This window comes from Pseudomonas sp. PSKL.D1 (assembly GCF_028898945.1).
Lineage (GTDB): Bacteria > Pseudomonadota > Gammaproteobacteria > Pseudomonadales > Pseudomonadaceae > Aquipseudomonas.
The window spans coordinates 5,660,318-5,684,356 of record NZ_CP118607.1 but is presented as its reverse complement, the minus strand read 5'-3'; the positions used below and the strand labels follow the sequence as shown (position 1 = coordinate 5,684,356).

The window sequence follows — 24,039 nt, the reverse complement described above, 5'->3', positions numbered from 1 at the left end:
ATGCCGACCCACGACATGCTCTCGCAGGACGAGATCGACATGCTGCTGCGAGGCGGCGATGAGCTGGACACCTCCGGCCTGGCCGAGGACGAGGGGTTCGACTTCGCCGGTGGCGAGGCGTTGGATGAAGAGCGGGTCCGCCCCTACGACCCGGTTACACAGCACCGCGTAGTCCAGGAACGCCTGCACACCCTCGACATCATCAATGGCCGCTTCGCACGCCACTTCCGCATGAGCCTGTTCAACCTCATCCGGCGTAACGTGGACATCACTTTCAAGAGCATTGGCTACCAGAGCTTCAGTGAGTTTTCCCTGAACCTGCCAATGCCCTCCAATATCAACCTGCTGGCAATGAAGCCGCTGCGCGGCACTGCGCTGGTGGTGTTTCCCCCCAGCGTGGTGTTCATGGTGGTGGACAACCTGTTCGGCGGTGATGGCCGTTTCGTGACCAAGTCCGAAGGGCGCGAATTCACCAATACCGAGCAGCGCATCATCCGGCGCCTGCTGGGGTTGACGGTGGACGCCTACAGCACGGCCTGGAAGTCGGTGTACCCGCTGGAGATCGAATACCTGCGTTCCGAGATGCAGGCCAAGTTCGCCAACATCACCGGCTCGCCCAACGAGATCGTGGTCAATGCCACGTTCCACCTGGAAGTGGGCAACTTGTCCACCGATTTCAACATCGTCATCCCCTACCTGATGATCGAGCCCATGCGCCAGCTGCTGACCGGGCCGTTGACCGATGCCAACCCTGAAGAGGAGCGCCAGTGGAACCGGCGCATGGCGGACGAGATTACCCACTCGCAGGTCGACCTGATCGCCGATTTTGTCGAAATCGAATCGCGGCTTGGCCAGGTCATGGCATTGAAAGTCGGAGACGTGCTGCCCATCGACCTGCCGGACAGCGTCAAGGTACGCGTGGACGGAGTGCCGGTGATGACCTGCGAGTACGGCAGCTACAACGGCGCCCGCGCCTTGCTGGTGAAGGAGTTGATCGATCACTCCATCGGCAAGTCGTCCTCTTCCAGCCGATTCGTCAAGGGCCACCTGCCCAAAGCCAAGGAACCCGATCATGAGTGACCCAAACACCCCAGAACCGCGCGAAGAAGACGAATGGGCCAGCGCCATGGCCGAACAAGGTGCCGACGCCGAAGACCCGTGGGCCGCAGCACTGGCGGAACAGGCCGAGTCGGTTCCGGCCCCGGCTCCGGCAGGCAATGGCGCTGAAAGCACCGTCTTCAAGCCATTGGGCACGGCCAAGCCGGCCGCTTCGGTGCGCGAGCTGGAAATGATCATGGACATCCCGGTCAAACTCAGCGTTGAGCTTGGCCGCACGCGGATCACCATCAAGCAGCTGCTGGAGCTGGCGCAGGGGTCGGTACTGGCCCTCGACGGCCTGGCGGGTGAGCCGATGGACATCCTGATCAACAGCTACCTGGTCGCACAGGGTGAAGTGGTGGTGGTGGATGACCGCTATGGCATTCGCATCACCGAAATCATCACGCCGTCCGAGCGTGTACAGAAGCTCAACCGATGACGGCCGCTACAAACTTGGCCCCGGCAGCCAGCTTTGGCGTGCCCGCTGAGGATCTGGTGGGGTTGAGCCTGCTGGGCAAGACAGCACTCGCATTGGTTGTGGTCATGGCCTGCGTGCTGCTGTGTGGCTGGCTGGCCTCGCGCTTGAATGCTCGCCCCGCGGGTGCCGAAAAGCTGGTACGGGTCGTGGGCAGCAGTCGCCTGGGGCAGCGCGAGCGAGTGGTGGTGGTTGAAGTGCGTGGGCGCTGGCTGGTGCTGGGCGTGACTGCGCAGCAAGTGGCCTGCCTGGCAGAGCTCGACGCGCCTTCCGCCGCCGACATAGCGGCGCCCGAGCTCGCGGGGCGCAGCTTTGCCGCGCGCCTGGTCGAGGCGTTGAAACAGGGCGGGCAACGCCCATGAGCCTGCAGCGCTTGGCCTGGGTGCCATTGCTGATGGTGGTGTTGCTGCCGGTGGCCGATGCCGCGCCAGCAGTGCAGGGCTTGTCGGGCTTTACCGGGCAGGCCGGCGGCGAAAAGTGGTCGTTGAGTTTGCAGACCTTGCTGCTGCTCAGCGCCATGGCGTTTCTGCCGGCGGCGTTGCTGATGATGACCGGCTTTACGCGCATCATCATCGTGCTCGGCCTGCTGCGCACCGCCATTGGCACCACCAGCGCACCGCCCAATCAGGTGTTGTTGGGCCTTGCGCTGTTTTTGACCTTCTTCGTCATGTCGCCGACCCTGGAGCAGGCTTATCAGAAGGCCTGGGTGCCGTTTTCCCAGGATGAAATGAACGTCGAGCAGTTTCTGGCCGAGGGCAGCAAGCCCTTCCGCACCTTCATGCTGGCGCAGACGCGCCAGGCAGACCTTGCGCTGTATGCCCGGCTGGCCAAGCTGGGCGACATCCAGGGCCCGGACGATGTGCCCATGCGGGTGCTGTTGCCGGCCTTTGTCACCAGCGAACTGAAAACGGCCTTCCAGGCCGGGTTCACCATCTTCATCCCATTCCTGATCATCGACCTGCTGGTGGCCAGTGTGCTGATGGCGCTGGGCATGATGATGGTGCCGCCGTCGACCATTTCCCTGCCGTTCAAGTTGATGTTGTTCGTACTGGTGGACGGCTGGCAGTTGCTGCTCGGTTCGCTGGCCCAGAGTTTCTACCCGGTATGAGCCTGCGAGGAGCCTTGCGATGACCCCGGAAATGGTGATGGACCTTGCCTACAAAGGCATGCGCATGTGCGTGACCGTGTCGGCGCCGCTGCTGCTGGTGACCTTGTTCATCGGCTTGCTGGTGAGCTTGTTCCAGGCCGCCACACAGATCAACGAATCGACCTTGTCGTTCATCCCCAAGCTTGCTGGCGTTTGTCTGGTATTGGTCCTCGCCGGCCCAATGCTGATGGAGTTGCTGGTGGACTACACCCGGGCGCTGATCACCAGCTTGCCGACACTGGTGGGTTGAGCAGCGTTGATCGAGGTTGGTTGGGACCAGCTGCAGCTGTGGCTGAGCGCCTTGCTCTGGCCGTTTTGCCGGTTGCTGGCGTTTTTCATGAGCGACCCGATTCTGGGGCACAAGAATGTGTCGAATCAGGTCAAGGTTGGCCTGGCCTTGTTGATCGCCTTTCTGCTGGCGCCGAACCTGCCGCCCATGCCCGATATCGCCGTGTTTTCCTGGGCGGGGTTTGGCGTCATCGTTGAGCAGATGCTGATCGGCATGTCGTTGGGCATGATCATGCGCATCACCCTGGCGGTGGTGGAGATGGCCGGGGAAATCTGCGGCATGCAGATGGGTTTGGCCTTTGCCTCGTTCTTTTCTGCCGACACGGGTACCAACAGCCAGGTGCTGTCGCGGTTTCTCAGCCTGGTGACCATCCTCATGTTCCTGGCCTTGGGCGGGCACCTGATGGTGCTGGAGTTGCTGGCTTCCACTTTCACCCGTCTTCCGATTGGCCACTTCGGCTTCAACCCGAACGCCTGGAATCTGTTGGCACAGCATGGCGGCACCATCTTCCTGACCGGCCTGTTGCTGGCGCTGCCCATGGTGGGTGCGTTGCTGATCATCAACCTGGCGATGGGCATCCTCAACCGCGTGGCGCCGCAGCTGACGGTGTTTTCAGTCGGTTTCCCTGCAACGCTGTTTGTGGGCATGGTGCTGTTGATGGTGGTGGTGGGCGACCTGGGGCAGTTTTTGGCGGGCCTGCTGAACCAGACGTTACGCTTCATGCAGCTGTTCACCGAGAACCTGTAGGAGCGGATTCATCCGCGATCACCGGCGCAGCCGGTGCCAGTCACCGCGTCGCCTGCATCGCGGCTAAAGCCGCTCCTACCCTGACGTGTAACAAGATGAGTAAAAATGTAGGAAATTTCTGAAATAAGCGTCGATCTCCTTGAAACAATTGCAGCTGCTGCCCCCAAGGCCTAGCCTCGTCAGCTGACCAATCGTTTACAAGGAACAGTAACCATGGCCTTCGACGCCTACCTTCAAATCGCCGAAATCGCCGGTGAATGCAAAGACGCCCAGTACCCCAACTGGATCGAAATCCTCGGCTACACCTTCGGCACCAGCCAAAGCACCTCCGCCACCGCCAGCACCGCAGGCGGCGCCACATCAGGGCGTACTGCCCTCAGCAACCTCACCTTCACCAAATACCTCGACAGCGCCAGCTGCAAACTGCTCCAGGCCAGCTGCACCGGGCAGCACCTGAAAGAGGTAAAGCTGGTGGTCTGCCGGGCCGGTGGCGACAAACTCAAGTACTACGAAGTGGTGCTCGAAGAAGTGATCATCGCCGACTACGCCCAAAGCGCCCACAACGGCGTACCCACCGAAGTCGTGCAGCTCGACTACGGCCGCATCAAAACCACCTACACCCGCCAACAGCGCCGCGATGGCAGTGGGGGCGGCAACGTCACCGGCGGCTGGGATCGTATCGGCAACAAGACATTTGCGTGAGGGAAAACGCCATGGCCGAAGCACGCAGTTTCATCAACCCCATCGCCCAGAACTACGCAACGCTCGGTGAGCATCCACCGCGACATCGTGTTCAACGGCGGAGGTGTTGACGGGTTTCTGCTGGATAACTTCGAGATGCTGCAGAGTTTGCTGGCCCATGCCTCCATGGGGGGAGGGATTGCCACCGATGGTTGGGCCAAACACCTGAAGGCAATCGAGAAGACGCTGGAGCAGATCGAGCAGTTGCACCGCGACTACCTGGGCAGCGGCACCCTTCGTGCGCGTGACGAGTTTTACGCGAAGCGTACGGCGCTGTTCATGCAACTGGAGGAGCAGCTTGAGAAGTTGGCGGCTTATGGGTCCGGGCTACGCAGGCAGGGGGTGACCAAGCGGATGTTGCAGATATCGACCAAGCGGTATTTGAGCGCAGGGGATATTAAGGGATATGCCGAGAAGATGACTGGGGTGGCGAGGGCGGCCAACTTGGTTCAGAAGGGGTTGTACGTTGGATTAGCGCTGGATGTTACTGCGACCGCGCTTTCGATTCACAAGGCTTGTACTGAGGGGCGTGAAGAAGAATGCAGGAAGGCGAAATATGTAGATGGCAGTACATTGGCGGGTGAAACGATTGGTGGTATGGGTGGGGGTGCGTTGGGTGGATATCTTGCACCTATAGCGTGTGGAATGTTTCTTGGGATAACTACCGGTGGGCCAGGGGCGCTGGCTTGTGCAGTTGTAGGTGGTGGATTAGGAGGTCTGGCTGGTGGGGAAGTGGGAGGCGCTCTAGGCTCTGTACGAAAAGAGATGTCGCAAACATCGCATGGAACAAGCCAGCGAGACCATGGCGGCATAGCTTTTTGCGAGCTTGTCGAAGCGTGTCACGATCCGGCGGTTCTCTTTCAGCCAGCCGAACATGCGTTCGATGATGTTGCGCTGTCGATACTTGGGGCGGTCAAACAGCCTGGGTAAGCCAGGCTTGGGCTTGCGCTTCATCGAACGCATCGGAATGACGGGTTGCATTCGATATTGGTCGCAGTAGCGGCGCAGCGCTTCGGCGTCGTAGCCCTTGTCGGCAAGCAACCACTTGCAGCGTTTACGCGGGCGGCCTCGTTGGCTCGATGGAATGCTGACTTCGTCCAGCAGAGGTTGCGCGTAGCTGATGTCACTGGCTTGGCCGCCAGAGAGGAGGAAGCGCAACGGTGTCCCGTTGGCGTCGCAGAGCATGTGAATCTTGGTTGTCAGGCCACCGCGACTGCGGCCTAGAGCGTGATCGGCAGGCTCGTCAGGCCCCCTTTTTTCCCGGCGCCAGAAGAGGCTCGGGTTGCGCGTACTGCGGTTGAGTCGATCATCCAGGTTTGCAAATCAATCAAGCCTTGCTCATTCAGTCTCAGGTGCAAGCGTTTGAGCATCTGATCGAATGTGCCCTGGTTTCGCCAGCCCCGGAACCGTTGATACACCGTTGACCAAGGGCCAAAGCGTTCCGGCATATCTCGCCACGCTGCACCCGAACAAAGTACCCAAAGCACGCCATCGAGCATCAGACGGTCGCTCAGGCGGGGCCGCCCCCGGCAATGGGTTTCTGTGAAGAGATCGGCGACCACAGTCCAAGCCTCATCCGAGAGTTCGTAACGCTTTGCCATCACAGAATTCCTTTCCGTAGATGGCCGGGAACCCTACAGAAATTCAGCGTCCGAAGGGTGGCGATTGGGTTTCTCGGGATTTCGTACAGAGCCTAGGGGAAGAATTCGGAACAATTGTGCTGGAGGTGACGAAATGAAGTCCATAGCGTTTGGGCTAATAATTTTCACGCTTTTTTTGGCTGCGGCAATTATTTTACTTGTGTGGATATATTCTGCAGTTCGATATGTGTCGTATGTGGAATCTTTCTTCACCAATAGCAAAATGGTAGAGGGAAATAAAAATATATTCTCTGGGGCAGGTGTAGTGGGAAAGGTTCTGAGGCTGGGTTCGATTTCAGTGCTTTTGTCAATGAGAGATATTTGTATCAGAAAGGGACTGCTGAACTCTGGAGACGTGGATAGCTTTCCTGTTCGGATGAGGCGCTTTCTAATAGGATTGTGGATTGCTCATCTCGTGGTTTTTTTGTCAATGGTGGCGTGTTATTGCTGGCTAAAGCTGGCTAAATCGAATATATAGATTCTATGTGTCCCAGTAGTGTTTGGCTGTATTTTCAGGTATGGGCAAGCTGGTGTGCTCATGTCCGGTAGGATCGGCCTCTTGTCGCGAAAGGGTGCGAAGCAGCCCCAGGATTTCAGTTTTGTAGCAGATATTGCCGGGGCCGTTCTGCGGCCCTTTCGCGACACAAGGCCGCTCCTACAAGGACTTGTAACAATATGAGTAAAAAGATAGGGGAGTTCTTATATTGCTGGGGGTCAGAATGATAACTTTGGCGTCAGGTATAGTTGGCATTGTGATTTTCGGTTTAGGGCTGGTTGTTGTAGTGATTACTTATGTGGCAATCTGTTATGTGGATCGCGTTGAGGCTTTGCTGGTTAATTCAAAATATATTGCTATTTTGCAAGAAGGTTTTTCTCGGGTTGGGTTGCCCGGCAAAATCATACGTACCTGTTGTATAGCTATCATGTTTTTTATGCCTGGGCCATTTATTCGTAAAGGGTTGGCGGATGGCATTGAGATAGCGCGATTCCCAAGAAGATTGAAGTGGTTGCTTGTTGGGCTGTGGGTTTCATTGTGCATATTGGTCTTGCTGATACTGCTGTAACGCGCTTGGTTGATTTTTAGTTATGGGCAAACATAAGTGCTCATGTCCTGTAGGAGCGGATTCATCCGCGATCACCGGCGCAGCCGGTGCCAGTCACCGCGTCGCCTGCATCGCGGCTAAAGCCGCTCCTACCCTGACGTGTAACAAGATGAGTAAAAATGTAGGAAATTTCTGAAATAAGCGTCGATCTCCTTGAAACCATTGCAGCTGCTGCCCCCAAGGCCTAGCCTCGTCAGCTCACCAATCGTTTACAAGGAACAGTAACCATGGCCTTCGACGCCTACCTTCAAATCGCCGAAATCGCCGGTGAGTCCAAGGACGCCCAGTACCCCAACTGGATCGAAATCCTCGGCTACACCTTCGGCACCAGCCAAAGCACCTCCGCCACCGCCAGCACCGCAGGCGGCGCCACATCAGGGCGTACTGCCCTCAGCAACCTCACCTTCACCAAATACCTCGACAGCGCCAGCTGCAAACTGCTCCAGGCCAGCTGCACCGGGCAGCACCTGAAAGAGGTAAAGCTGGTGGTCTGCCGGGCCGGTGGCGACAAACTCAAGTACTACGAAGTGGTGCTCGAAGAAGTGATCATCGCCGACTACGCCCAAAGCGCCCACAACGGCGTACCCACCGAAGTCGTGCAGCTCGACTACGGCCGCATCAAAACCACCTACACCCTCCAACAGCGCCGCGATGGCAGTGGGGGCGGCAACGTCACCGGCGGCTGGGATCGTATCGGCAACAAGACATTTGCGTGAGGGAAAACGCCATGGCCGAAGCACGCAGTTTCATCAACCCCATCGCGCAGAACTACGCAACGCTCAAGCGCAACACCCCGATGAACGCCAATCAAGCCACCAAATTCGATGTGCTGAACGCGCACATCGTCAACACGGTGGTGTTCGCCGGTGAATTGGTGATCGTCGGCGACCCCAGTACCCCGTCCTGCACCAGCCATGAGGCGTACCTCATGGCCAAGGCGGTGAGCATCCACCGCGACATCGTGTTCAACGGCGGGGGTGTGGACGGGTTTCTGCTGGATAACTTCGAGATGCTGCAGAGTTTGCTGGCCCATGCCTCCATGGGGGTAGGGATTGCCACCGATGGTTGGGCCAAACACCTGAAGGCAATCGAGAAGACGCTGGAGCAGATCGAGCAGTTGCATCGACAGTACATGGGCAGCGGCACCCTCCGCGCGCGTGATGAGTTTTACGCGAAGCGCACGGCGCTGTTCATGCAACTGGAGGAGTAGCTTGAGAAGTTGGCGGCTTATGGTTCCGGGCTGCGCAGGCAAGGGGCGACCAAACGGATGTTGCAGATATCGACCAAACGGTATTTGAGTGCGGGGGAGATTAAGGGGTATGCCGAGAAGATGACGGGGGTGGCGAGGGCTGCGAATCTGCTCAAGAGCGGGACATATATTGGCATAGCGTTGGATGTTACAGCTACCGGGCTGTCGATTCACAAGGCGTGTATTGAAGGCAGGGAGGAAGACTGTAAAAAGGCCAAGTATGTAAATGGAAGCAGCTTGGTCGGCAGCGTGGGCTTGGGAAGTGTTGTCGGCGGCGCCGGAACTATGTTGGGGCCTATGGTCTGTGGAGCACTAGGAATTGCCACCGGAGGAACGGGTGCTCTCGTCTGTGTCGTAGTGGGGGGAGGTGTGGGAGGGGCTGTAGGCGGAACACTTGGTGGATTAGCTGGTGAAGAGCTGGGAGATGTTTTATATGAGTACAATCAATGACAAACTTGCAAATTTTATCTATTGGGGTTCCTCTGTTTGTCTCGCCTTTAGTTGTTTTTGGTGTGTGGGGAATAATAGCTTCTCGGTATCTTGACTTAATCGAGTCGCACTTTAGTAATAGTAGGTTGGTGAATGATGTACGGTTGTCTCTCTCTGGTTCTGGGATGGTGGGGAAGATTGTGCGCACAGGATCAATTGCTGCAATGCTCTCTATGCATAAATTTTGCGAGCGCAAAGGGTTGATTGACGTTGGCGATGTGAAAAGCCTACCAAAACAACTCAGGAAATATTTAGTGCTTGCATGGATGTGCCACTTGACCTGGCTCATTTCTTTTGTGGCTTTTTGCGTGTGGATAAAATTTTTTAGGCGCTAGGTACAAAAGGTGAACACAGTGCTGGTAATAACAGCGTCTATGCTGCTGCTTTGGATGTCAATTGGTGTAGGCATGATGATCTACTTGGCTTGTCTATACCTTGAAATTATTGAATATAACCTCTCGAGATGTCGTTATGTGCAAGATAACAAGGCTAACTTTGCAGCGGCAGGTTTGGTTGGGAGAGTATTGCGAGCTTGTCTGGCTGCAAATATGTTGATGATGCCAAAACTGTTCATATGGAAGGGCGCAGCAGATGCTGAGGAAGTGCTGAGATTTCCGGTTAGACTGAAAAGAAAACTGATGATTTCTTGGGGCGGACTTGTAATCTCCGGGGTTGTGTTTTTCATTTTCAGTGCTGTGGTTAGGCAGTAAGTGGAATGGTGATTGAGGTGCAGCCTCGCTGAGGATGGCACCGGCTTTGCCGGTGTTCGCGGCTGAAGCCGCTCCTACAGGGGGTTGTGTGTGCCTGAGGAGCGGTTGTTGGGGGGTTAGATGTACTCGAATAACGACAGCTGCTGCACGCTGGCAAATGTCTGCTGCGCCGCCTGCATCGAAACCTGCAGGGTTACATAGCGTGAAATGGACTCGGTGTAGTCGGCATCCACCAGGCCCGACAGCCGCTCGGTATAGCTGAGCGCAAGGTCGTCGCCGATGGTGTCCAGCACTTCCACCTGGCTCAGGCGCGTACCCACCGAGGTAAGCGTTGTCAGCACGTTGTCCTGGGCATTGCTCAGTTCGCGGTTGGCGGTGGACAGGGTGTTGGTCAGCGCGGCCTGGTCGGCGTCATCTTCCACGGGGGTTTGCAGTGCGGTGATCAGGTTTTGCAGGGTGGCGAACACATCGGGGTCGGCATCGGCTGCGGCGCTTACGGTCAGGGTGTCGCCTTCGGCGGGTGTGCCGCTCAGGGTCAGGCTCAGGCCGTTGATTTCCAGGGTTTCGCCGTCGGTGTAGGCCACCGGGTCCTGGCCGTCGATGCTGTATTGCAGGGTGACATCGTCGGCGGTGCTGAAGGTCAGGGTGAAGGCTTCGCCGTAGTTGGTGGCGCTGGTGTCGGCGACATCCGGGCCGTCGAAGGTCAGGGTGCCACTGTTGTCGCCGGCCTCGGCAACGAAACCGGCGGTGCTGCTGACGGAGAGGAACACCGTGGCGCCATTGTCGCCACTGGCCATGGTCTGGGTGGCGCTGACTTGTTGCGTGACCACGTTGTCGTCGCCCTGATAGACCAGCTCGCCATCGGCGTTCTCGGCAAAGGCCGGGGTTTGGCTCTGGTAGCCGGAGAACAGGTAGTTGCCGTTGCTGTCGGTGCTGTTGGCGAGGGTGACCAGCGTGTCGTAAACGCCCTGCAGCGAGGTGGCCAGGGACTCGCGGTCGGCATCGCTCAAGGTACCGTTGCCGGCCTGCACCACCAGGCTCATGGCGCTGGTGATGGCGTCGTTGATGCTGTCGAGGGTGCTTTCTTCCTGGGACAGCGACGTGGTGATGGCGGCGCGGGAGTCGGCGTACTGCTCGTTGGCGGCAATCGACTGGCGCACGCTCACGGCCTGCGCGGCAGCCAGTGAATCGTCCGACGGGTTGACCACGCGGGTGCCGCTGGACACCTCCAGCGCAGCGGCCTGGTACTGGGCTTGCTGGTCGAGCATGGAGTTGAGGTTCTGGTTGTAGATGGTGGCACTGCTCAAGCGCATGGCGGGCTCTCCTTGGCGGCTATCAGCTGATGTCGAGGATGGTGTCGAGCACCGTGGTGCCTACTTCGACGATCTTCGCGCAGGCCTGGTAGTACTGCTGGTAGACGATCAGGTTGGCGGCTTCTTCGTCGAGGTTCACGCCGGACTCCGACTGCTGCAGGGTAGTCAGCTGGTCGGTCAGGGCCGACTGGGTTTCCAGTTGCGCGGCCACTCGGGTGGCGCTGCTGCCCACATCGCTTACCAGCGAGGCGTAGGTTTCGCTGAGCGTGGCACTGCCGCCTACGATGTCGCTGGTTTGCAGGTCGAGCATTGCCAGGGCATTGGTGTTGTCGCTGGCACCGCTGGAGGTGCCAGCCGCAATCTGCTCGCCTTCACTGATGACGGTGGTGAAGCTGCTGGCGGCGTTGCGGGTGGGTTGCACCAGGAAACTGTCACCCTCATCGGCGGTGCCGCTGACGGTCAGCTCCATGCCAGCAAAGGTCAGGGTGCCACTGTCACTGTCGTAAGTGGCGTCGACACTGGCGCCTGTGTCATTGCGGGTGACGGTGAAGCCGTCGCTGTCCGACCAGGTTACGGTGTAGTCGCTGGCGGTAAGCTCGCTCACATCGTCGCTGAACGTGGCCGTCAGCGTGGCATCGCCAGTATTGCCGGTGTTGCCGTACACCACCGGGTCGGCGACCGAGAAGAAGTCGCTGCCGGTATCGCCATTGAGGTCGATACCCTCGGCTTGCAGGGTGTTGAACGCCTGGGTCAGCGACACGGCCATCAGGCCCAGCTGGTTCTGGGTTTCGGCCAGCGTGGTGTCACGAAACTCCAGCAGGCCACCCAGCGAGCCGCTGTCGAGTGTGTCGGTATCCAGCGCAACGCTGTTGCCGGCAGCATCCACGTAGCTGATGGACGATTCGCTCGGATCGGTGGCGGACACTTCGGTGGTGAGTTCAAAGCTGTCACCCCCGGAAACCAGCGCCATGCCGTTGCTCAGCGAAACGGTGTAGCTGCCGTTGTCCTGCACATTGACGTCCACTGCCACCAGCTCGCTGAGTTGACTGACCAGGAGGTCGCGCTGGTCGAGCAGGTCGTTGGATGTGCTGCCCAGCGTTTCGGACAGGCTGATCTGGTCGTTGAGCGTGGCGATCTGCGCACTCAGGTCGTTGATCTGAGTTACCTGGTCGTCGATCTGGTTGTTCACGTCCTCAGCCATTTCGGACAGGTAGCTGCCCAGCTGGTTGAACTGGCTGGCCAGGGTTTCTGCGGCGCCAACCACTTCTTCGCGGGCCGCGGTGTCGCTTGAGTCCGAGGTGAGGGTCTGGATGGCCGAGAAGAAGCTTTGCAGCAGGGTGTCCAGGCTGCCGTCGCTGTCGGCCAGCAGGCTGTCGATCTGGTCGATCTCGGTCTGGTAGGTAGACAGCGCACTTTCTGCACTGATCGAGCCGTTGAGCTGGGTGGTGACGAACTGGTTGTACTGGCGGTCGACGCTGGACACCTGCACGCCGCTACCCGAGGAGGATTCGCTGAAGGTGGCGACCTGGCGGGTGTAGCCGTCGGTGTAGGCGTTGGTGGTGTTGTTGCTGCTGGTGGCAAGGGCGATTTGCGCCGCCGTAAGGCCGCTGACGCCAATGGAAATGATGCTCATCGGAAAACTCCTGGGCTACATGTTGCGCAACATCGGCCCGGCGCAGGGGCATCTTGAGCGTTACTGCTCATTGGCAAGCGCGATGGGCCCGGCAGGCGGCAGCGGGCCGATGGTGGCCATGACGGCAATCAGTTTGCTGGCGTACTGCGGGTCGGTGGCGTAATCACCTTGTTGCAATGCGACTGCTGCCTGGCTGCTGCTGGCGGCGTTGCGTGCGGCGGCATAGCCGGGGCGGCTACGGATCAGCCGGGCGTAGTCGTCGAAGGCGGCCTGGGCATCCGGGTAGACGCGGAAGCTTTCCACTTGTTTCTGAGCTTCACCGGCTACGTACTCGGTGGTTTGCACCTCGGTGGTTTGGCCCTGCCAGCGCCCGCCGGCCTTGATGCCGAACAGGTTGTGGCTGTCGCTGCCGTCGGCGCAGGTGATGCGCCGACGGCCCCAGTCAGTTTCCAGGGCGGCCTGGGCAAGGATCAGCTCGGCAGGCACGCCACTCTTGCCCGCTGCCTGGCGTGCCGGGTCGGCCAGGCGGGCGACGAAGTTTTCAACATGCGCGGCGCGGTCAGCCCCTTCGGCACGCACTTCGTAACGCTTCCAGGCATCGAAGGCCGGCGCTTGCCGGGCCAGGCTGACAACGGGGGATTCGCTGGCGGCGGCCTGGCGTTCGCTGACCAGCCCACTGCCGGCCAGGCTACGCGTCAATTGATCGGCCAGGCCCATGCCGCGTCCTGCCAGGTTCTGTGCCAACTGCTGGTCGAGCATCTCTGTATAGAGCTCGGTCTGAGAGTTGTTGGACAGCTCCGATTTCGGGATGGCGGCCCGCATGCTCTTGAGCATGTTCTGTAGAAACAACGCCTCGAACTGCCGGGCCGCTTCTTTCAGGCCGGCTTCGCCTTCGCGCCCGGCCTCGCTGCGCAAGCGCTGCAGGCCGCGCACGTCATAGGCAAAACCTGCCGCACCATCGGAAAGGCTCATCAGATGATCTCCAGCTCGGCCCGCAGGGAGCCGGCGGCTTTCAGCGCCTGCAGGATCACCATCAAGTCCTGGGGCGTGGCGCCCAGCGCGTTCAGGCCTTTGACCACGTCCATCAAGTCGGCACTGCCCTCCAGCACGCGCAGGGAACGGGCTTGGGTCTGGATGGAAATGTCGCTGTTGGCGGTGCCGGCGGTCTGCCCGCCGCTCAAGGCACCCGGCTGGCTGATGGTGTTGGTGGTGTCGATGGTCACCGAAAGGTCACCATGGGCCACTGCGGCCCGGAACAATTTCACCGAACCGTTGAGCACCACCGAACCTGTACGCGAATCGAGGATGACCTTGGGGCGGGCCTGCATCGGCAGCACTTCGATGCTGTCGATGCGCGCCATGAAGTTGACCCGCTCGTTGGCCGAGAAGGGCCCCTGGATCTGTACCAGGCCGCCGTCCACGGCCGAGGCGACGGTGTTGCGCATTTCGCTGTTGATGGCGAACACAACCCGTTGCGCGGTGGCCGGGTCCGGTTCGCGCAACTGCAGTTCGAGGACGCCGTTCTGCATGCCCAGGTTCAGCGGTACGGTTTGCTCCACCACCGCGCCGCGGCTGATGCGCCCGCCGGCCAGCTGGTTGATTTGCACGCTGCTGCCATTGGCGGACGCCCCTGCACCGCCCACCAGCAGGTTACCTTGGGCCATGGCATACACATCGCCATCGGCGCCTTTGAGCGGGGTCATCAACAGTGTGCCGCCCCGCAGGCTTTTGGCGTTACCTATCGACGACACCACTACGTCGATTTTCTGGCCGGGGCGGCTCAGGGGCGGTAGGTCGGCGGTGACGATCACCGCCGCGATGTTGCGCATCTGCATGTTGGCGCCGCTGGGCAAGGTCACCCCAAGCTGCGACAGCATGTTGGTCAGGCCCTGTTCGGTGAACGGGCTTTGGGTAGTCTGGTCGCCAGTGCCGTCCAGCCCGACCACCAGGCCGTAGCCCACCAGGTTGTTGGTGCGGATGCCGGCGAAATCGGCAATGTCGCGGATCTGTTCGGCTTCAGAGGTGCCGCACAGCAGCGGCAGGCAGGCGACCAGCAGCAGGCGCAGCAGCCAGTGTGCGCGGCGCGACCGCAAGGAGGGGGACTCAGCCATGGCTCACTCGCTAGAAAGGTGACAGGTTCAGCAGCAGGCGATGGAGCCAGCCCATGCGCTGCGCCTCATTGATGTAACCCTCACCCACGTATTCGATGCGGGCCAGGGACACCTGGCTGGACAGCACGGTGTTTTCGCCGGTAATCGAGCGTGGGTTGACCACGCCAGAGAAGCGGATGAACTCGGTGCCCTGGTTGATTGCGATTTGCTTGTCACCCCGCACGCGCAAGTTACCGTTGGCCAGCACTTCCATCACGGTTACCGAAATGGTGCCGGTGAACGAGTTGTTGGCTCGGCTGCCGCCGCTGCCGGCAAACTCATGGTCGGTCGAGGCGTTCAGGCCGTAATTGCCCACCTTGGACTCGCGGTCGGACGTAGTGGAAAACGCCAGGCCCATGCTGCCACTGCGGTCGGCACTGGACGACGAGGTCTTGCTGGCGCTGACCTGCTCGTTCAGCTGCACGGTCAGGGTGTCGCCGACCACGCGTGGGCGGCGGTCCTCGAACAGTGGTTGCGAGCCACGCTGACCCTGGTAGATCGAGCCGTTGGCCATGCGCATGGGCGGCGAGGGAATGTCCATGGACTCGTCAGGCACGACCGGCTTGCGAATAAGCTGCGTGCAGCCGGTGGCCGCCAAGGTACAGGCCAGCAGCAGGGCGGTTATACGGAGTGGGGTCATGGCCATCAAAGCTGGGTCAGGCGTTGCAGCATTTCGTCGGAGGTTTCGACGGCCTTGCTGTTGATTTCGTAGGCGCGCTGGGTCTGGATCATGCCGACCATTTCCGTCACCACGTTGACGTTGGAGGTTTCCACATAGCCTTGGCTCACGGTGCCGCCACCGTTCAGGCCGGGCGTGGTCTCGGTGGGGGCACCGGAGGCGTCGGTTTCCTTGTACAAGTTCTGCCCGATGCTCTCCAGGCCGGCGTTGTTGACGAACAAGGCCAGGTTCAACTGGCCGACCTGGGTCGACGCGGTGCTGTCCGGCTGGGTGACCGACACGATGCCGTCTGTGCTGACGCTGATCGATGTGGCGCTGGCCGGGATGGTGATGCCGGCGGTGAGCTTGTAGCCGTTGGAGGTGACCATTTCACCGTTGGCGTCCAGCTGGAAGCTGCCGTCGCGGGTGTAGGCGGTGGAGCCATCAGGCATGTCCACTTCAAAGAAGCCCAGGCCGTTGATGGCCAGGTCCTTGGAGTTGCTGGTTTCTTCCAGGTTGCCTTGGGTGTGCAGGCGCTCGGTGGCCACCTGGCGTACACCAGTGCCAACCTGCAGGCCTGATGGCAGATTGGTGTCGGTACTGCTCTGGGCACCGGGTTGGCGCACGTTCTGGTAGACGAGATCCTCGAACACCGCCCGCGAGCGCTTGAACCCGTTGGTGCTGACGTTGGCCAGGTTGTTGGCAATGACGTCGAGCTGCCCTTGCTGGGCTTCAAGGCCGGTCTTGGCCGTCCACAAAGATCTGATCATCGATCGGTTACCTGTTCATTCGTTGCCGGCTCAGCCCTGCAGGGCGAGCAATTGGTTGGCGGACTTGGCGTTTTCGTCTGCGGCGCTGATGGCTTTCATCTGCATTTCGTAGCGGCGGGCGTTGTCGATCATCGCCACCATGGCGCCGGTGGGGCTGACGTTGCTGCCTTCGAGCGCGCCTGAGGTCAGGCGCAGCGTGTCGTCGGCCGCCAGCGGCTGGGATACTCCGTTGGCGTCCGGCGGTTGGCGCAGCAGCCCATCGGTGCCAGCCTCCAGCGTGCCGGGCAGGGCAGACACCAGCTTCAGCTTGCCGACCGGGCTGAGGCCGCGTGGCTCCATGCCTTGCTCGCGGACGCTGATGGTGCCGTCGCTGCCGATGGTGACCTCGCTGCCCATCGGCACGCTCATCGGGCCACCGTCACCCATCACCGGCCTACCGGCCAGGGTTACGGCGCCGGTGCCATCCACCTGCAGGTCGCCGCGGCGGGTGTAGGCTTCCTGACCATCGGCGGTTTGCACCGCCAGCAGGGTGTTTTCGCCCAGGGCGACGTCCAGGTTGCGGTCGGTCTGGGTAACCGGGCCTTCGCTCCAGTCCACGCCCACGCCGCTGGCGCTGACCGAAACCCGCGTGGGCAGGCCTTCGCCCGCCACCGGTGCAGACTGCATCTGCACCAGTTGCGCGCGAAACCCTGGGGTCACGATGTTGGCCAGGTTGTTGGCCACCACAGCCTGCTGCTCCAGGGCCTGGTTGGCCCCGCTCATGGCGGTGTAGAGCATCCGGTCCATGGCGTTACGACCCGATGTTCACGGCTTGCTGCAGCACTTCACTTTGCGCGGTCACCGACTTGGCGTTGGCCTGGAAAGTGCGCTGGGCAATGATCAGGTTCACCAGTTCCGCCGTCAGGTCGACGTTGGAGTCTTCGGTGGTGCCGCTCAGGATCGAACCCAGCGAGCCGCTGCCTGCCACGCCCAACAGCGCCTGGCCGGATGCACTGGTGGCCAGCCAGGTGTTGTCGCCGTTCGACTGCAGACCGTTCTCGTTGGAGAAGGTCGCCAGCTGAATCTGGTCGATGTCCTGGGTTTGGTCGTTGGAGTAGGTGGCGATCACCGTGCCGGTGTCGTCGATGGTGAAGCTGACCAGGCTGCCGGAGGTGTAGCCGTTCTGGGAAATGCTCGACACCTCGGAATCGTTACCGAACTGCGTGGTGCCGGTCAGGTCCAGTTCGATGGTCATTTCGGCGGCACCGTTGTCCGGGTCGTAGGTGTAGGTGCCGGTTTCGCCGCTGGTGATCAGGCCGCTGGAGCTGAAGGTCACGGTCTGGGTTTCGCTCAGCAGGTTGCCGTCGATGGCCGAGTGCACTTCCCAGGTGTTTTCAGCGGTTTTGCTGAAATAAAGCGTCGAGGTGTGGCTGTTGCCCAGCGAGTCGTACACCGTGGCGGTGGTGGAGTACGAATAGGTGGACGAGTCGGTGGCATCGAACGTGTCGGTGATGATGTCTTCGCTGGAGTCCAGGTTCAGCTCGGCGTCCAGCTCGGTGCTGGCGCTGGCCTGCATGCCGCTGGTGGGGATCTGGATCACGCCATTGACGCCCAGCAGCTGGTCGCCCGCCGCATTCACCAGGTAGCCATCGGCGGTAAGGGTCAACTGGCCATTACGGGAATAGACGGTCTGGGTGCCGTCGGTGAAGGTGAAGAAGCCTTCGCCGTTGATGGCAAGGTCCAGGCTGTTGTCCGTGGTCGTTAAACTGCCTGACTCGAAATTCTGCACCACGCCCGACACGGTTGTGCCCAGGCCTACGTCAGCCCCGGAATACACGTCGGCAAACTGCACTGTCGAACTCTTGAAACCCACGGTCTGCGAGTTGGAGATGTTGTTGCTGACCACTTCCAGATCGGTGGATGCGGCGGTCAGGCCGCTGAGCGCTTGGGAAAAGCCCATGGTAGTTCTCCTGTTGTGGGTTCAGAGCACTAGCTTGATGTCGCTGAGGCCGACGTTGTCGCTCACGCCGCCCAGGTCGAGTGCTACTTCGTCGCTGCTGTCGGTGGTCACGCCGGTTACCAGGGCGTACTTGAGCGTGGTGGTGGTGACGCTTTCGTCGTCGCTGGTGGCGTTGACGGTGAAGGTGTAGCTGCCATCGGCGGCGGTACTGCCGTCGTCCTGCGTGCCGTCCCAGTACAAGGTCTGGGTGCCGGCGCTCATGTCGCCGGCATCCAGGGTGGCGACCACGTTGCCGCTGCTGTCGGAAATGCTCACGGTGACGCTGTCGGCATCGCTGTCGAGCGTTACGCCGAAGGCAGTGGCAACGCCGCTGGCCACCTGGATGGTGTCGCCGTCGATCAGCACGCCATTGCCCACCAGTGCCGAGGCCTGCAGGGTTTCGGAGGCGCTGATCTGGCTGGAGATGCCTTCCAGGGTGGTGGTGACTTCCTCGATGCTGCTGATGGTGCTGATCTGCGCCAGCTGCGTGACCATCTCGCTGTTGTCCATCGGGTCGGTCGGGTCCTGGTTCTGCAGTTGCGTGGTCAGCAGGGTGAGGAACTGGTCCTGCAGCTCGTCGGCGCTGCTGCTTGAGCTGTCGCTGGTGCTGCTGGTGCTGTTCATGGTGGCAAGGACGGAACTTGCGATCGTGCTGGTCATGGTCAGGCTTCGCCGAGGGTCAGGGTCTTGAGCATCAATTCTTTGCTGGTGGCCATGACTTCGACGTTGGCCTGGTACGAGCGTGAGGCGGCGATCATGTTCACCATTTCACCCACCGGCTCGACGTTGGGCATGGTCACGTAGCCCGATTCGTCGGCAAGCGGGTCGCCGGGGCGGTATTCCTGGCGCATGGGCGAGCCGTCCTCGATCACCTGGCTCACGCGCACTCCACCGATGTCGCTGCCGCCCTCAAGCTGGGTTTCGAACACCACCTGGCGGGCGCGGTAGGCTTCGCCATCAGGGCCGCTTGCGGTGTCGGCGTTGGCCAGGTTGCTGGCGGTCACGTTCATGCGCTCTGACTGGGCGCTGAGTGCCGAGCCGGCGATATCGAAAATGCTGAACATCGACATGCTGTGTCCCCCGCGTTATTCGGATTGCATTGCGGTCTTGAGCGACTGCAGGCGGCTGTTGAGGAAGGTCAGGCTGGCCTGGTAGCGCACGCTGTTGTCGGCGAACTGGGCGCGTTCGCGGTCCATGTCCACTGTGTTGCCATCCAGGCTGGGCTGGTCAGGTACCCGGTACAGCAGCTCGCGGTTCGAGCCAGCGCTGAACGAGGCCTGCAGGTGGCGATCGGACGTGGTGGCCAGGGCCATGCCGCCCTTGTTTGCGCGCTCCTGGCTCAGGGAACTGGCCAGTTCACTGGCGAAGTCGAAGTCCCGTGCGCGGTAATTGGGCGTGTCTGCGTTGGCGATATTGTTGGCCAACACTTGCTGGCGCTCAGCGCGCAAGCTCATTGCGTCCTGCTGAAAACGCAGCTCGTTGTCGAGTTTGTCGATCATGCCTGCGGCCCGTGCCATCTGTTGAACGATGTGCAGGGTAGTGGCCGGGCGTTGCCGGCAAAGGCCGGAACAGACCGCTATTTGACGAGCAATTCGAGCTTTGTGTTGCCGACGGCCTGCCTAGAATGCTGCGCCTGACCCCTTGTGAAAGGTGCCTGTGATGACTGGTTCCGCCCGCGTTGCGCGCTTCTGGCTGCTGCTTTGCCTGCTTCAGAGCGGGCTTGCGATGGCCGAGCGCGATGTATTGCAGGAGCGGGTTCGGCGGTTGATCGAACCCATATTGCCTTCCGGCAGCCGCCTGACGCTGCTGGACATCGGCCAGCCCGTTTCGCGCATCCAGGCGTGCGCTGAACCACAGCCGTACCTGGTCCACCCCCGTGCGCTTGCTGTGGGGCGCGTGCCTGTGGGTGTGCGTTGTAGCGGCCAGGATGCAGTGCTCGGTTACTTGCAGGTTCAGGTAAGTGCGGTAGGCAATTATGTTATTGCCACGCGCAAGATCGAGGCGGGCGACATCATCCAGCCCAACATGCTTGCCAGCCGCAGAGGCCCGTTGCAAGACCTGCCAAAAGGCAGTGCCTTGCGCGCCGAGCAGTTGGTTGGCAGGCAGGCGGCCCGAGGCGTGGATGCTGGCGCCGTATTAGCGCTCAAGGGCGTGCGTGAGCGCTGGCTGGTACAGCGCAATCGCACGGTTGTACTGCGGTCGAAAGGCGCAGGGTTCAGCCTTAGCCGCAATGGCAAGGCCTTGGACAATGGCGGCATGGGGAGCACGGTGCGGGTGCTGAGTGACGATGGCCGCACATTCTCTGCTCAAGTCATCGGCAACAATGAACTGTTGTTGCGATGATGAAATTTTGTCTAAAACCCATTGCAGGCCAAAGGTGGGCCGTACCGATGCCGATAGTGTTTAAACCACAGCCAATGAAGCCCCTACCGTGAAAATCATTAGCCCTCAGCTCACCAGTATCGTCTCGCAGGCCGACAGCGACCTGGCCGGCAACGCGCCGCAGCGGGTTGCGCAGCAGGCATTGGATAGCCTTGCCGAAGAAACCGTGCAGATTTCCGGGATCAGCGACCTCACGGATACCGACACCGCCGCCGATGTCGACCTGGAAAAGGTGGCAGCACTGCGCCAGTCGGTAGCGGACGGTAGCCTGAAAACCGACGCTCAGGCCATCTACACCAGCCTGGTCGCGGATATCCGCGAAATGGCCGGCGGTGAGCCAACATGAACGCCAGCCGTGGCGCAAGGTGCTGAGCGAGGTTTACCGATGAGCCTGGATCGCCACCTGGACGTGCAGCAACGGGTCGTCGAGCAATTGCTTCAATTGCTGGAGCAGGAGCGCATGGCTTTGGCCCAAGGCCGCGTGGATGCCGAGCGCCTGCGAGAGTTGATAGCCGGCAAGCAAGCTGCGCTGTTGCGCCTTGAGCAACTGGAGGCGGTGCGCGCCGGGGCACAACTGAAGTTGGGCTATGGGCCGTGCAAGGCAGGCGCTGTGCGTGCCGCGCAAGAGGCAGGCTGCCTGAAGGCCTGGCGCAGCATGCAGCAGGCGGCCAGGCGAGCGCGGGCGCTTAATCAAGCCAACGGTGAAGCATTGGCGCTGCGGCTGGAAGGCAATCGGCAAATTCTCGACTTCCTGGGCCGTATGACTGCCGACAGGTTGTATGGGCCCAATGGTCGGCCGATGGCCGGTACACCGTGAGCGAGTGCCTCAAAGCGTGTCTGGAACAAGGGTTTCCCCTGCGCTGTTCATAGAGTCTGACAAATAATGGATCCAATATCTTTGCGCATAGCGGATCCATGGCTTAGTGTTTAAGTGCTACCGCCGCTGCCATCGGATGACGACGCGGCTCCAAAAAAATGGACTTAAGGTAATGCCCGTGCAAACGCTCATTCGCACCCGCCAGCAGATGCGGGACCGGGTGCAAGCCTGTGAATTCGCTGAACTAAACCGTTCTTTTGATGCCCTCGAGAGCCAGTGGCAGCAAGCACCGCCCGGTGAATGCCCGGTCTATCTGGAGGCAGTGCAGGGCGACATGCTGGTGGACTGGGATGCAGGTGGCAGCAAAGCCCTGACCCAAGTGCTCAAAGCCTGGATCGAAGCCTGCCCAAAGGCCTACCACCCGCAAGTGGTCATGGGCTTTCACTGTTTCAATCGCGCCTGTGACATTCGCGGTACGGGCGCTGCGCAAGAGGTTAGCGATGCGCGCTGGCTGGCTGCCGAGCAGGCTTGCGAAATTGCCACAGCACATTTCATGCGGGCCTTGGAACGCTCCGAGCAACCAATCGCCGCTGCAATCGGCATGTTGCTGGTCAGTGCGCACTTTCGTGAGCCCGGCTGGTTGGTGGAGCTGTTTCATGGCCAGGCGGCACGTTTTCGTCCCAGCGCGCATGCTGATGTGGAAGTGCAGGAGGCTGTGGCGCCGCTGTTGGTCAAGTTTGGCCTTGTACCCTTGGTTGAATTGCCCCAGGCATTGCCTGACTGCCTGAGCCCGCGCTTGTTCAGTGGCCAGGAAGGCGCGCACGATTACTGGTTGCGGCATACGCTGGCTTGGCGAGATGGGTGTTTCGAGGCCGTTGAGCGCTATGCCCGCTACCTGGCCCCGCGGTGGGGCGGCAGCCATGAAGCCATTGAGCGTGTCGCAAGCGGCCCGTTATGCCGTAACTGGGGCGAGGCGCAGCGCAATGCGATCCGCTGGTTGATCCTTGAAGACAGGCTGCACCGGGTGCAAGCCGAGCAGTGGCGTGACGCTGCGCAGTGGTTGAGCCATCTCGACGCGTGGATGCAGCGCGAACTCAGGCCACGGGAGCGTGCCCTGCTATTGGCCTGGCGAGGTGGGCTGCGTGTTCATTCGCTGGATTTCGCTGGCGCTACCCAGGATTTTGTTGCGTTTGCCGGCCTGTGCCCTGAGCAGGGCTTTGGCTCAGTTGGCGGCTGGTTCTACAGCGTTGCCCAGCTCGTATTGCATCACCCAACGCAAGAGGCTGATCAAGCCTTTCGTGTCATCCTCGAAGGGCTTTGCCTGGATCGCAAGCAGGCAGCAGCCTGCGCGCTGCGGGCTATTGGGCATCAATTTGGCTATTGGGGCTTTCAGCTGTCCCTTGACACGGCCCGGCAGTGGGTAGAAACCGCGGTGAAGCGCCAGTGTTGGCATGCGGGCCAATGTTTTGAAGTGCTTGATGTGCCGGGCATGCTGCGCTCGGCCAACCTGCACGATGCGGCGTACTACCTCTATGAACAATGCGCAGAACTGAAGATGTCTGACGCAGCCATGGCCTTGCATGAACTGCATCAGGGCAAGCTGGATAAAACGCCTGCGCATTATTTGAACGCTAAGGCGGCGCAGCATTGGCTGTTGTGTGCCGCCGAGGCCGGTGATCTGGTTGCAAAGTACGAGTTGGCCTGCCAGCGAATGCAGGACAACGAAGGCCTGCGGGATCGAACCGCTATGCTCGCGGTCCGGCGCCTGCTGCTGGACGCGACGCATCATGCCCAAGTCGGTGCCCTGGCCCGCTTGCAACTGGGCATCCTGCTGCGTCGGGTGGGCGATTCGCAGGAACGTGTCGAGGCGGTTGAGTACTTGTCGGGCTTGCTCGATTACCCTGACAAAGGCATTGCCGCGCGTGCCTGCGCGGAAATGGGGCTAGCCTGGATGTATGGGCATGGCACGCGTAAACAAAGCCGGTTTGCGGCCATCGAGTGGGCAAACCGAGCTGTCACACTGCAACCGAATGAGCCGGCAATTGCGGGCATTCAGGCTGAAATCCTCAACTCGCACAGCGTGGTCAAAACATTGTTCACGGTGTGCGGCGCCACGCTGTTTCGAGGTGACCTGCAGGCCAGCGAGCTGCCGCCCAAAGCCGCAAGCCCACAGCAGCAGCGGGCTTCGGCCTGATGGGGTTCGGCTTACGGTTTGGTGCCGAGGATGATGTGCGAGGCCTTGATCAGTGCGGTGGCCTTGACTCCGGGCTTCAGCCCAAGCTCTTGCACGGCCTCACGGGTGACGATCGAGAATACCTCGGTGCCGCCCGCCAGCTTCAGAACCACTTCGGCATTCACCGCGCCATCACCGACGCGTACCACTTCGCCTTCCAGTGCATTACGTGCCGACAAGTTATAGCCATCGGCATCTGTCATCAGCACCACCCAAGGAGCTTTCACCAATGCCACAGCTTCTTTACCAACATTGATGTTGAGGTTGTGAATACTGGCCATGGTGACCACTGCCACCAGTTTCTCGCCGCCGCCGTTCAGGGTGAGTTCGACTTCGGCGTTTACCGCGCCAGGTTGAACGTTACTGACCTTGCCTTCGAACATATTGCGGGCACTGACTTTCATGGTGATGCACTCC

Annotated in this window: 28 protein-coding genes and 1 pseudogene; 15 read left to right on the top strand and 14 right to left on the bottom strand. The window is 60.5% G+C overall.

What is annotated here, in order from left to right; all coding sequences use genetic code 11:
- The 7 genes from fliM to PVV54_RS25565 all read left to right on the top strand — a co-directional run bounded on the left by fliM (position 1) and on the right by PVV54_RS25565 (position 4,458).
- Complete coding sequence (fliM, locus tag PVV54_RS25595; RefSeq protein WP_274907858.1) at positions 1-1,080, top strand: flagellar motor switch protein FliM; 1,080 nt, start codon at positions 1-3, stop codon at positions 1,078-1,080.
- Complete coding sequence (gene fliN / locus PVV54_RS25590) at positions 1,073-1,537, top strand: flagellar motor switch protein FliN (protein ID WP_446731434.1); 465 nt, start codon at positions 1,073-1,075, stop codon at positions 1,535-1,537. Before fliM ends, fliN begins: the two co-directional genes overlap by 8 nt.
- The gene (gene fliO / locus PVV54_RS25585; RefSeq protein ID WP_274907857.1) at positions 1,534-1,935 is read left to right on the top strand and encodes a flagellar biosynthetic protein FliO; all 402 of its coding nucleotides are present in this window, start codon (positions 1,534-1,536) and stop codon (positions 1,933-1,935) included. The genes fliN and fliO overlap by 4 nt, the downstream gene beginning before the upstream one ends.
- A complete protein-coding gene (fliP, locus tag PVV54_RS25580) occupies positions 1,932-2,681 on the top strand; it encodes a flagellar type III secretion system pore protein FliP (protein WP_274907856.1) in 750 nt (249 codons plus the stop codon). Before fliO ends, fliP begins: the two co-directional genes overlap by 4 nt.
- Before the next feature lie 19 nt (positions 2,682-2,700).
- Complete coding sequence (gene fliQ, locus PVV54_RS25575; protein ID WP_274907855.1) at positions 2,701-2,970, top strand: flagellar biosynthesis protein FliQ; 270 nt, start codon at positions 2,701-2,703, stop codon at positions 2,968-2,970.
- A 6-nt stretch (positions 2,971-2,976) separates the two neighbouring features.
- Positions 2,977-3,756 (top strand): flagellar biosynthetic protein FliR, encoded by a 780-nt coding sequence (gene fliR / locus PVV54_RS25570; protein ID WP_274907854.1) that lies wholly within the window; start codon positions 2,977-2,979, stop codon positions 3,754-3,756.
- 213 nt (positions 3,757-3,969) lie between these two features.
- Positions 3,970-4,458 carry an Hcp family type VI secretion system effector gene (locus PVV54_RS25565; RefSeq protein WP_274907853.1) on the top strand — a complete coding sequence of 163 codons (489 nt, stop codon included), beginning with the start codon at positions 3,970-3,972 and terminating at the stop codon, positions 4,456-4,458.
- 33 nt (positions 4,459-4,491) lie between these two features.
- On the opposite strand, the gene PVV54_RS25560 is transcribed toward PVV54_RS25565, so the two are convergent.
- The gene (locus PVV54_RS25560) at positions 4,492-4,707 is read right to left on the bottom strand and encodes a hypothetical protein (protein ID WP_274907852.1); all 216 of its coding nucleotides are present in this window, start codon (positions 4,705-4,707) and stop codon (positions 4,492-4,494) included.
- Between the two features lie 534 nt (positions 4,708-5,241).
- Positions 5,242-6,098 (bottom strand): IS5 family transposase gene (locus tag PVV54_RS25555; protein WP_274907383.1). Its coding sequence is split into 2 segments (ribosomal slippage): positions 5,242-5,754 and positions 5,757-6,098, totalling 855 coding nucleotides; the frame shifts between segments, so codons are not numbered across the junction.
- A 758-nt stretch (positions 6,099-6,856) separates the two neighbouring features.
- Between PVV54_RS25555 and PVV54_RS25550 the strand changes: the two genes are divergently transcribed.
- From PVV54_RS25550 to PVV54_RS25535, 4 genes and pseudogenes are all read left to right on the top strand, one after another.
- A complete protein-coding gene (locus tag PVV54_RS25550; RefSeq protein WP_274907851.1) occupies positions 6,857-7,201 on the top strand; it encodes a hypothetical protein in 345 nt (114 codons plus the stop codon).
- 266 nt (positions 7,202-7,467) lie between these two features.
- Complete coding sequence (locus tag PVV54_RS25545; RefSeq protein WP_274907850.1) at positions 7,468-7,956, top strand: Hcp family type VI secretion system effector; 489 nt, start codon at positions 7,468-7,470, stop codon at positions 7,954-7,956.
- 11 nt (positions 7,957-7,967) lie between these two features.
- Positions 7,968-8,939: pseudogene (locus PVV54_RS25540) on the top strand (hypothetical protein).
- A 383-nt stretch (positions 8,940-9,322) separates the two neighbouring features.
- The gene (locus tag PVV54_RS25535) at positions 9,323-9,688 is read left to right on the top strand and encodes a hypothetical protein (protein WP_274907849.1); all 366 of its coding nucleotides are present in this window, start codon (positions 9,323-9,325) and stop codon (positions 9,686-9,688) included.
- 116 nt (positions 9,689-9,804) lie between these two features.
- On the opposite strand, the gene flgL is transcribed toward PVV54_RS25535, so the two are convergent.
- Genes flgL through flgB form a run of 11 tightly spaced genes read right to left on the bottom strand, consistent with a single transcriptional unit; the run spans position 9,805 to position 19,689 of the window.
- The gene (gene flgL, locus PVV54_RS25530) at positions 9,805-11,001 is read right to left on the bottom strand and encodes a flagellar hook-associated protein FlgL (protein ID WP_274907848.1); all 1,197 of its coding nucleotides are present in this window, start codon (positions 10,999-11,001) and stop codon (positions 9,805-9,807) included.
- A gap of 22 nt (positions 11,002-11,023) precedes the next feature.
- On the bottom strand, positions 11,024-12,634 hold the full coding sequence (gene flgK, locus PVV54_RS25525) for a flagellar hook-associated protein FlgK (protein ID WP_274907847.1): 1,611 nt from the start codon (positions 12,632-12,634) through the stop codon (positions 11,024-11,026).
- A 60-nt stretch (positions 12,635-12,694) separates the two neighbouring features.
- A complete protein-coding gene (flgJ, locus tag PVV54_RS25520) occupies positions 12,695-13,606 on the bottom strand; it encodes a flagellar assembly peptidoglycan hydrolase FlgJ (protein WP_274907846.1) in 912 nt (303 codons plus the stop codon).
- On the bottom strand, positions 13,606-14,745 hold the full coding sequence (locus tag PVV54_RS25515) for a flagellar basal body P-ring protein FlgI (protein ID WP_274907845.1): 1,140 nt from the start codon (positions 14,743-14,745) through the stop codon (positions 13,606-13,608). The genes flgJ and PVV54_RS25515 overlap by 1 nt, the downstream gene beginning before the upstream one ends.
- A 10-nt stretch (positions 14,746-14,755) precedes the next feature.
- A complete protein-coding gene (locus PVV54_RS25510; protein ID WP_274907844.1) occupies positions 14,756-15,424 on the bottom strand; it encodes a flagellar basal body L-ring protein FlgH in 669 nt (222 codons plus the stop codon).
- 5 nt (positions 15,425-15,429) lie between these two features.
- A complete protein-coding gene (gene flgG / locus PVV54_RS25505; protein WP_274907843.1) occupies positions 15,430-16,212 on the bottom strand; it encodes a flagellar basal-body rod protein FlgG in 783 nt (260 codons plus the stop codon).
- Between the two features lie 30 nt (positions 16,213-16,242).
- Positions 16,243-16,998, bottom strand: coding sequence for a flagellar basal body rod protein FlgF (locus PVV54_RS25500; RefSeq protein ID WP_274907842.1), 756 nt, complete (start codon positions 16,996-16,998; stop codon positions 16,243-16,245).
- 4 nt (positions 16,999-17,002) lie between these two features.
- Positions 17,003-18,151 carry a flagellar hook protein FlgE gene (gene flgE / locus PVV54_RS25495; RefSeq protein WP_274907841.1) on the bottom strand — a complete coding sequence of 383 codons (1,149 nt, stop codon included), beginning with the start codon at positions 18,149-18,151 and terminating at the stop codon, positions 17,003-17,005.
- Positions 18,152-18,172: 21 nt separating this feature from the next.
- On the bottom strand, positions 18,173-18,850 hold the full coding sequence (locus PVV54_RS25490) for a flagellar hook assembly protein FlgD (protein WP_274907840.1): 678 nt from the start codon (positions 18,848-18,850) through the stop codon (positions 18,173-18,175).
- Positions 18,851-18,852: 2 nt separating this feature from the next.
- Entirely contained in the window at positions 18,853-19,260 is a 408-nt protein-coding gene (gene flgC, locus PVV54_RS25485; RefSeq protein ID WP_274907839.1) for a flagellar basal body rod protein FlgC, read from the bottom strand.
- A gap of 15 nt (positions 19,261-19,275) precedes the next feature.
- Complete coding sequence (flgB, locus tag PVV54_RS25480; protein ID WP_274907838.1) at positions 19,276-19,689, bottom strand: flagellar basal body rod protein FlgB; 414 nt, start codon at positions 19,687-19,689, stop codon at positions 19,276-19,278.
- Between the two features lie 160 nt (positions 19,690-19,849).
- Between flgB and flgA the strand changes: the two genes are divergently transcribed.
- The 4 genes from flgA (at position 19,850) to PVV54_RS25460 (ending at position 23,583) form a co-directional block, all read left to right on the top strand.
- Positions 19,850-20,533 carry a flagellar basal body P-ring formation chaperone FlgA gene (flgA, locus tag PVV54_RS25475; RefSeq protein ID WP_274907837.1) on the top strand — a complete coding sequence of 228 codons (684 nt, stop codon included), beginning with the start codon at positions 19,850-19,852 and terminating at the stop codon, positions 20,531-20,533.
- An 88-nt stretch (positions 20,534-20,621) separates the two neighbouring features.
- Positions 20,622-20,918: a flagellar biosynthesis anti-sigma factor FlgM gene (locus PVV54_RS25470; protein ID WP_274907836.1), complete on the top strand. Its 297-nt coding sequence runs from the start codon at positions 20,622-20,624 to the stop codon at positions 20,916-20,918.
- 39 nt (positions 20,919-20,957) lie between these two features.
- The gene (flgN, locus tag PVV54_RS25465; RefSeq protein ID WP_274907835.1) at positions 20,958-21,389 is read left to right on the top strand and encodes a flagellar protein FlgN; all 432 of its coding nucleotides are present in this window, start codon (positions 20,958-20,960) and stop codon (positions 21,387-21,389) included.
- Between the two features lie 178 nt (positions 21,390-21,567).
- Positions 21,568-23,583: a DUF4034 domain-containing protein gene (locus tag PVV54_RS25460; RefSeq protein WP_274907834.1), complete on the top strand. Its 2,016-nt coding sequence runs from the start codon at positions 21,568-21,570 to the stop codon at positions 23,581-23,583.
- Positions 23,584-23,594: 11 nt separating this feature from the next.
- Here PVV54_RS25460 and PVV54_RS25455 read toward each other — a convergent pair whose 3' ends face one another.
- Positions 23,595-24,026: a TOBE domain-containing protein gene (locus tag PVV54_RS25455; protein ID WP_274907833.1), complete on the bottom strand. Its 432-nt coding sequence runs from the start codon at positions 24,024-24,026 to the stop codon at positions 23,595-23,597.
- Positions 24,027-24,039: the final 13 nt, after the last annotated feature.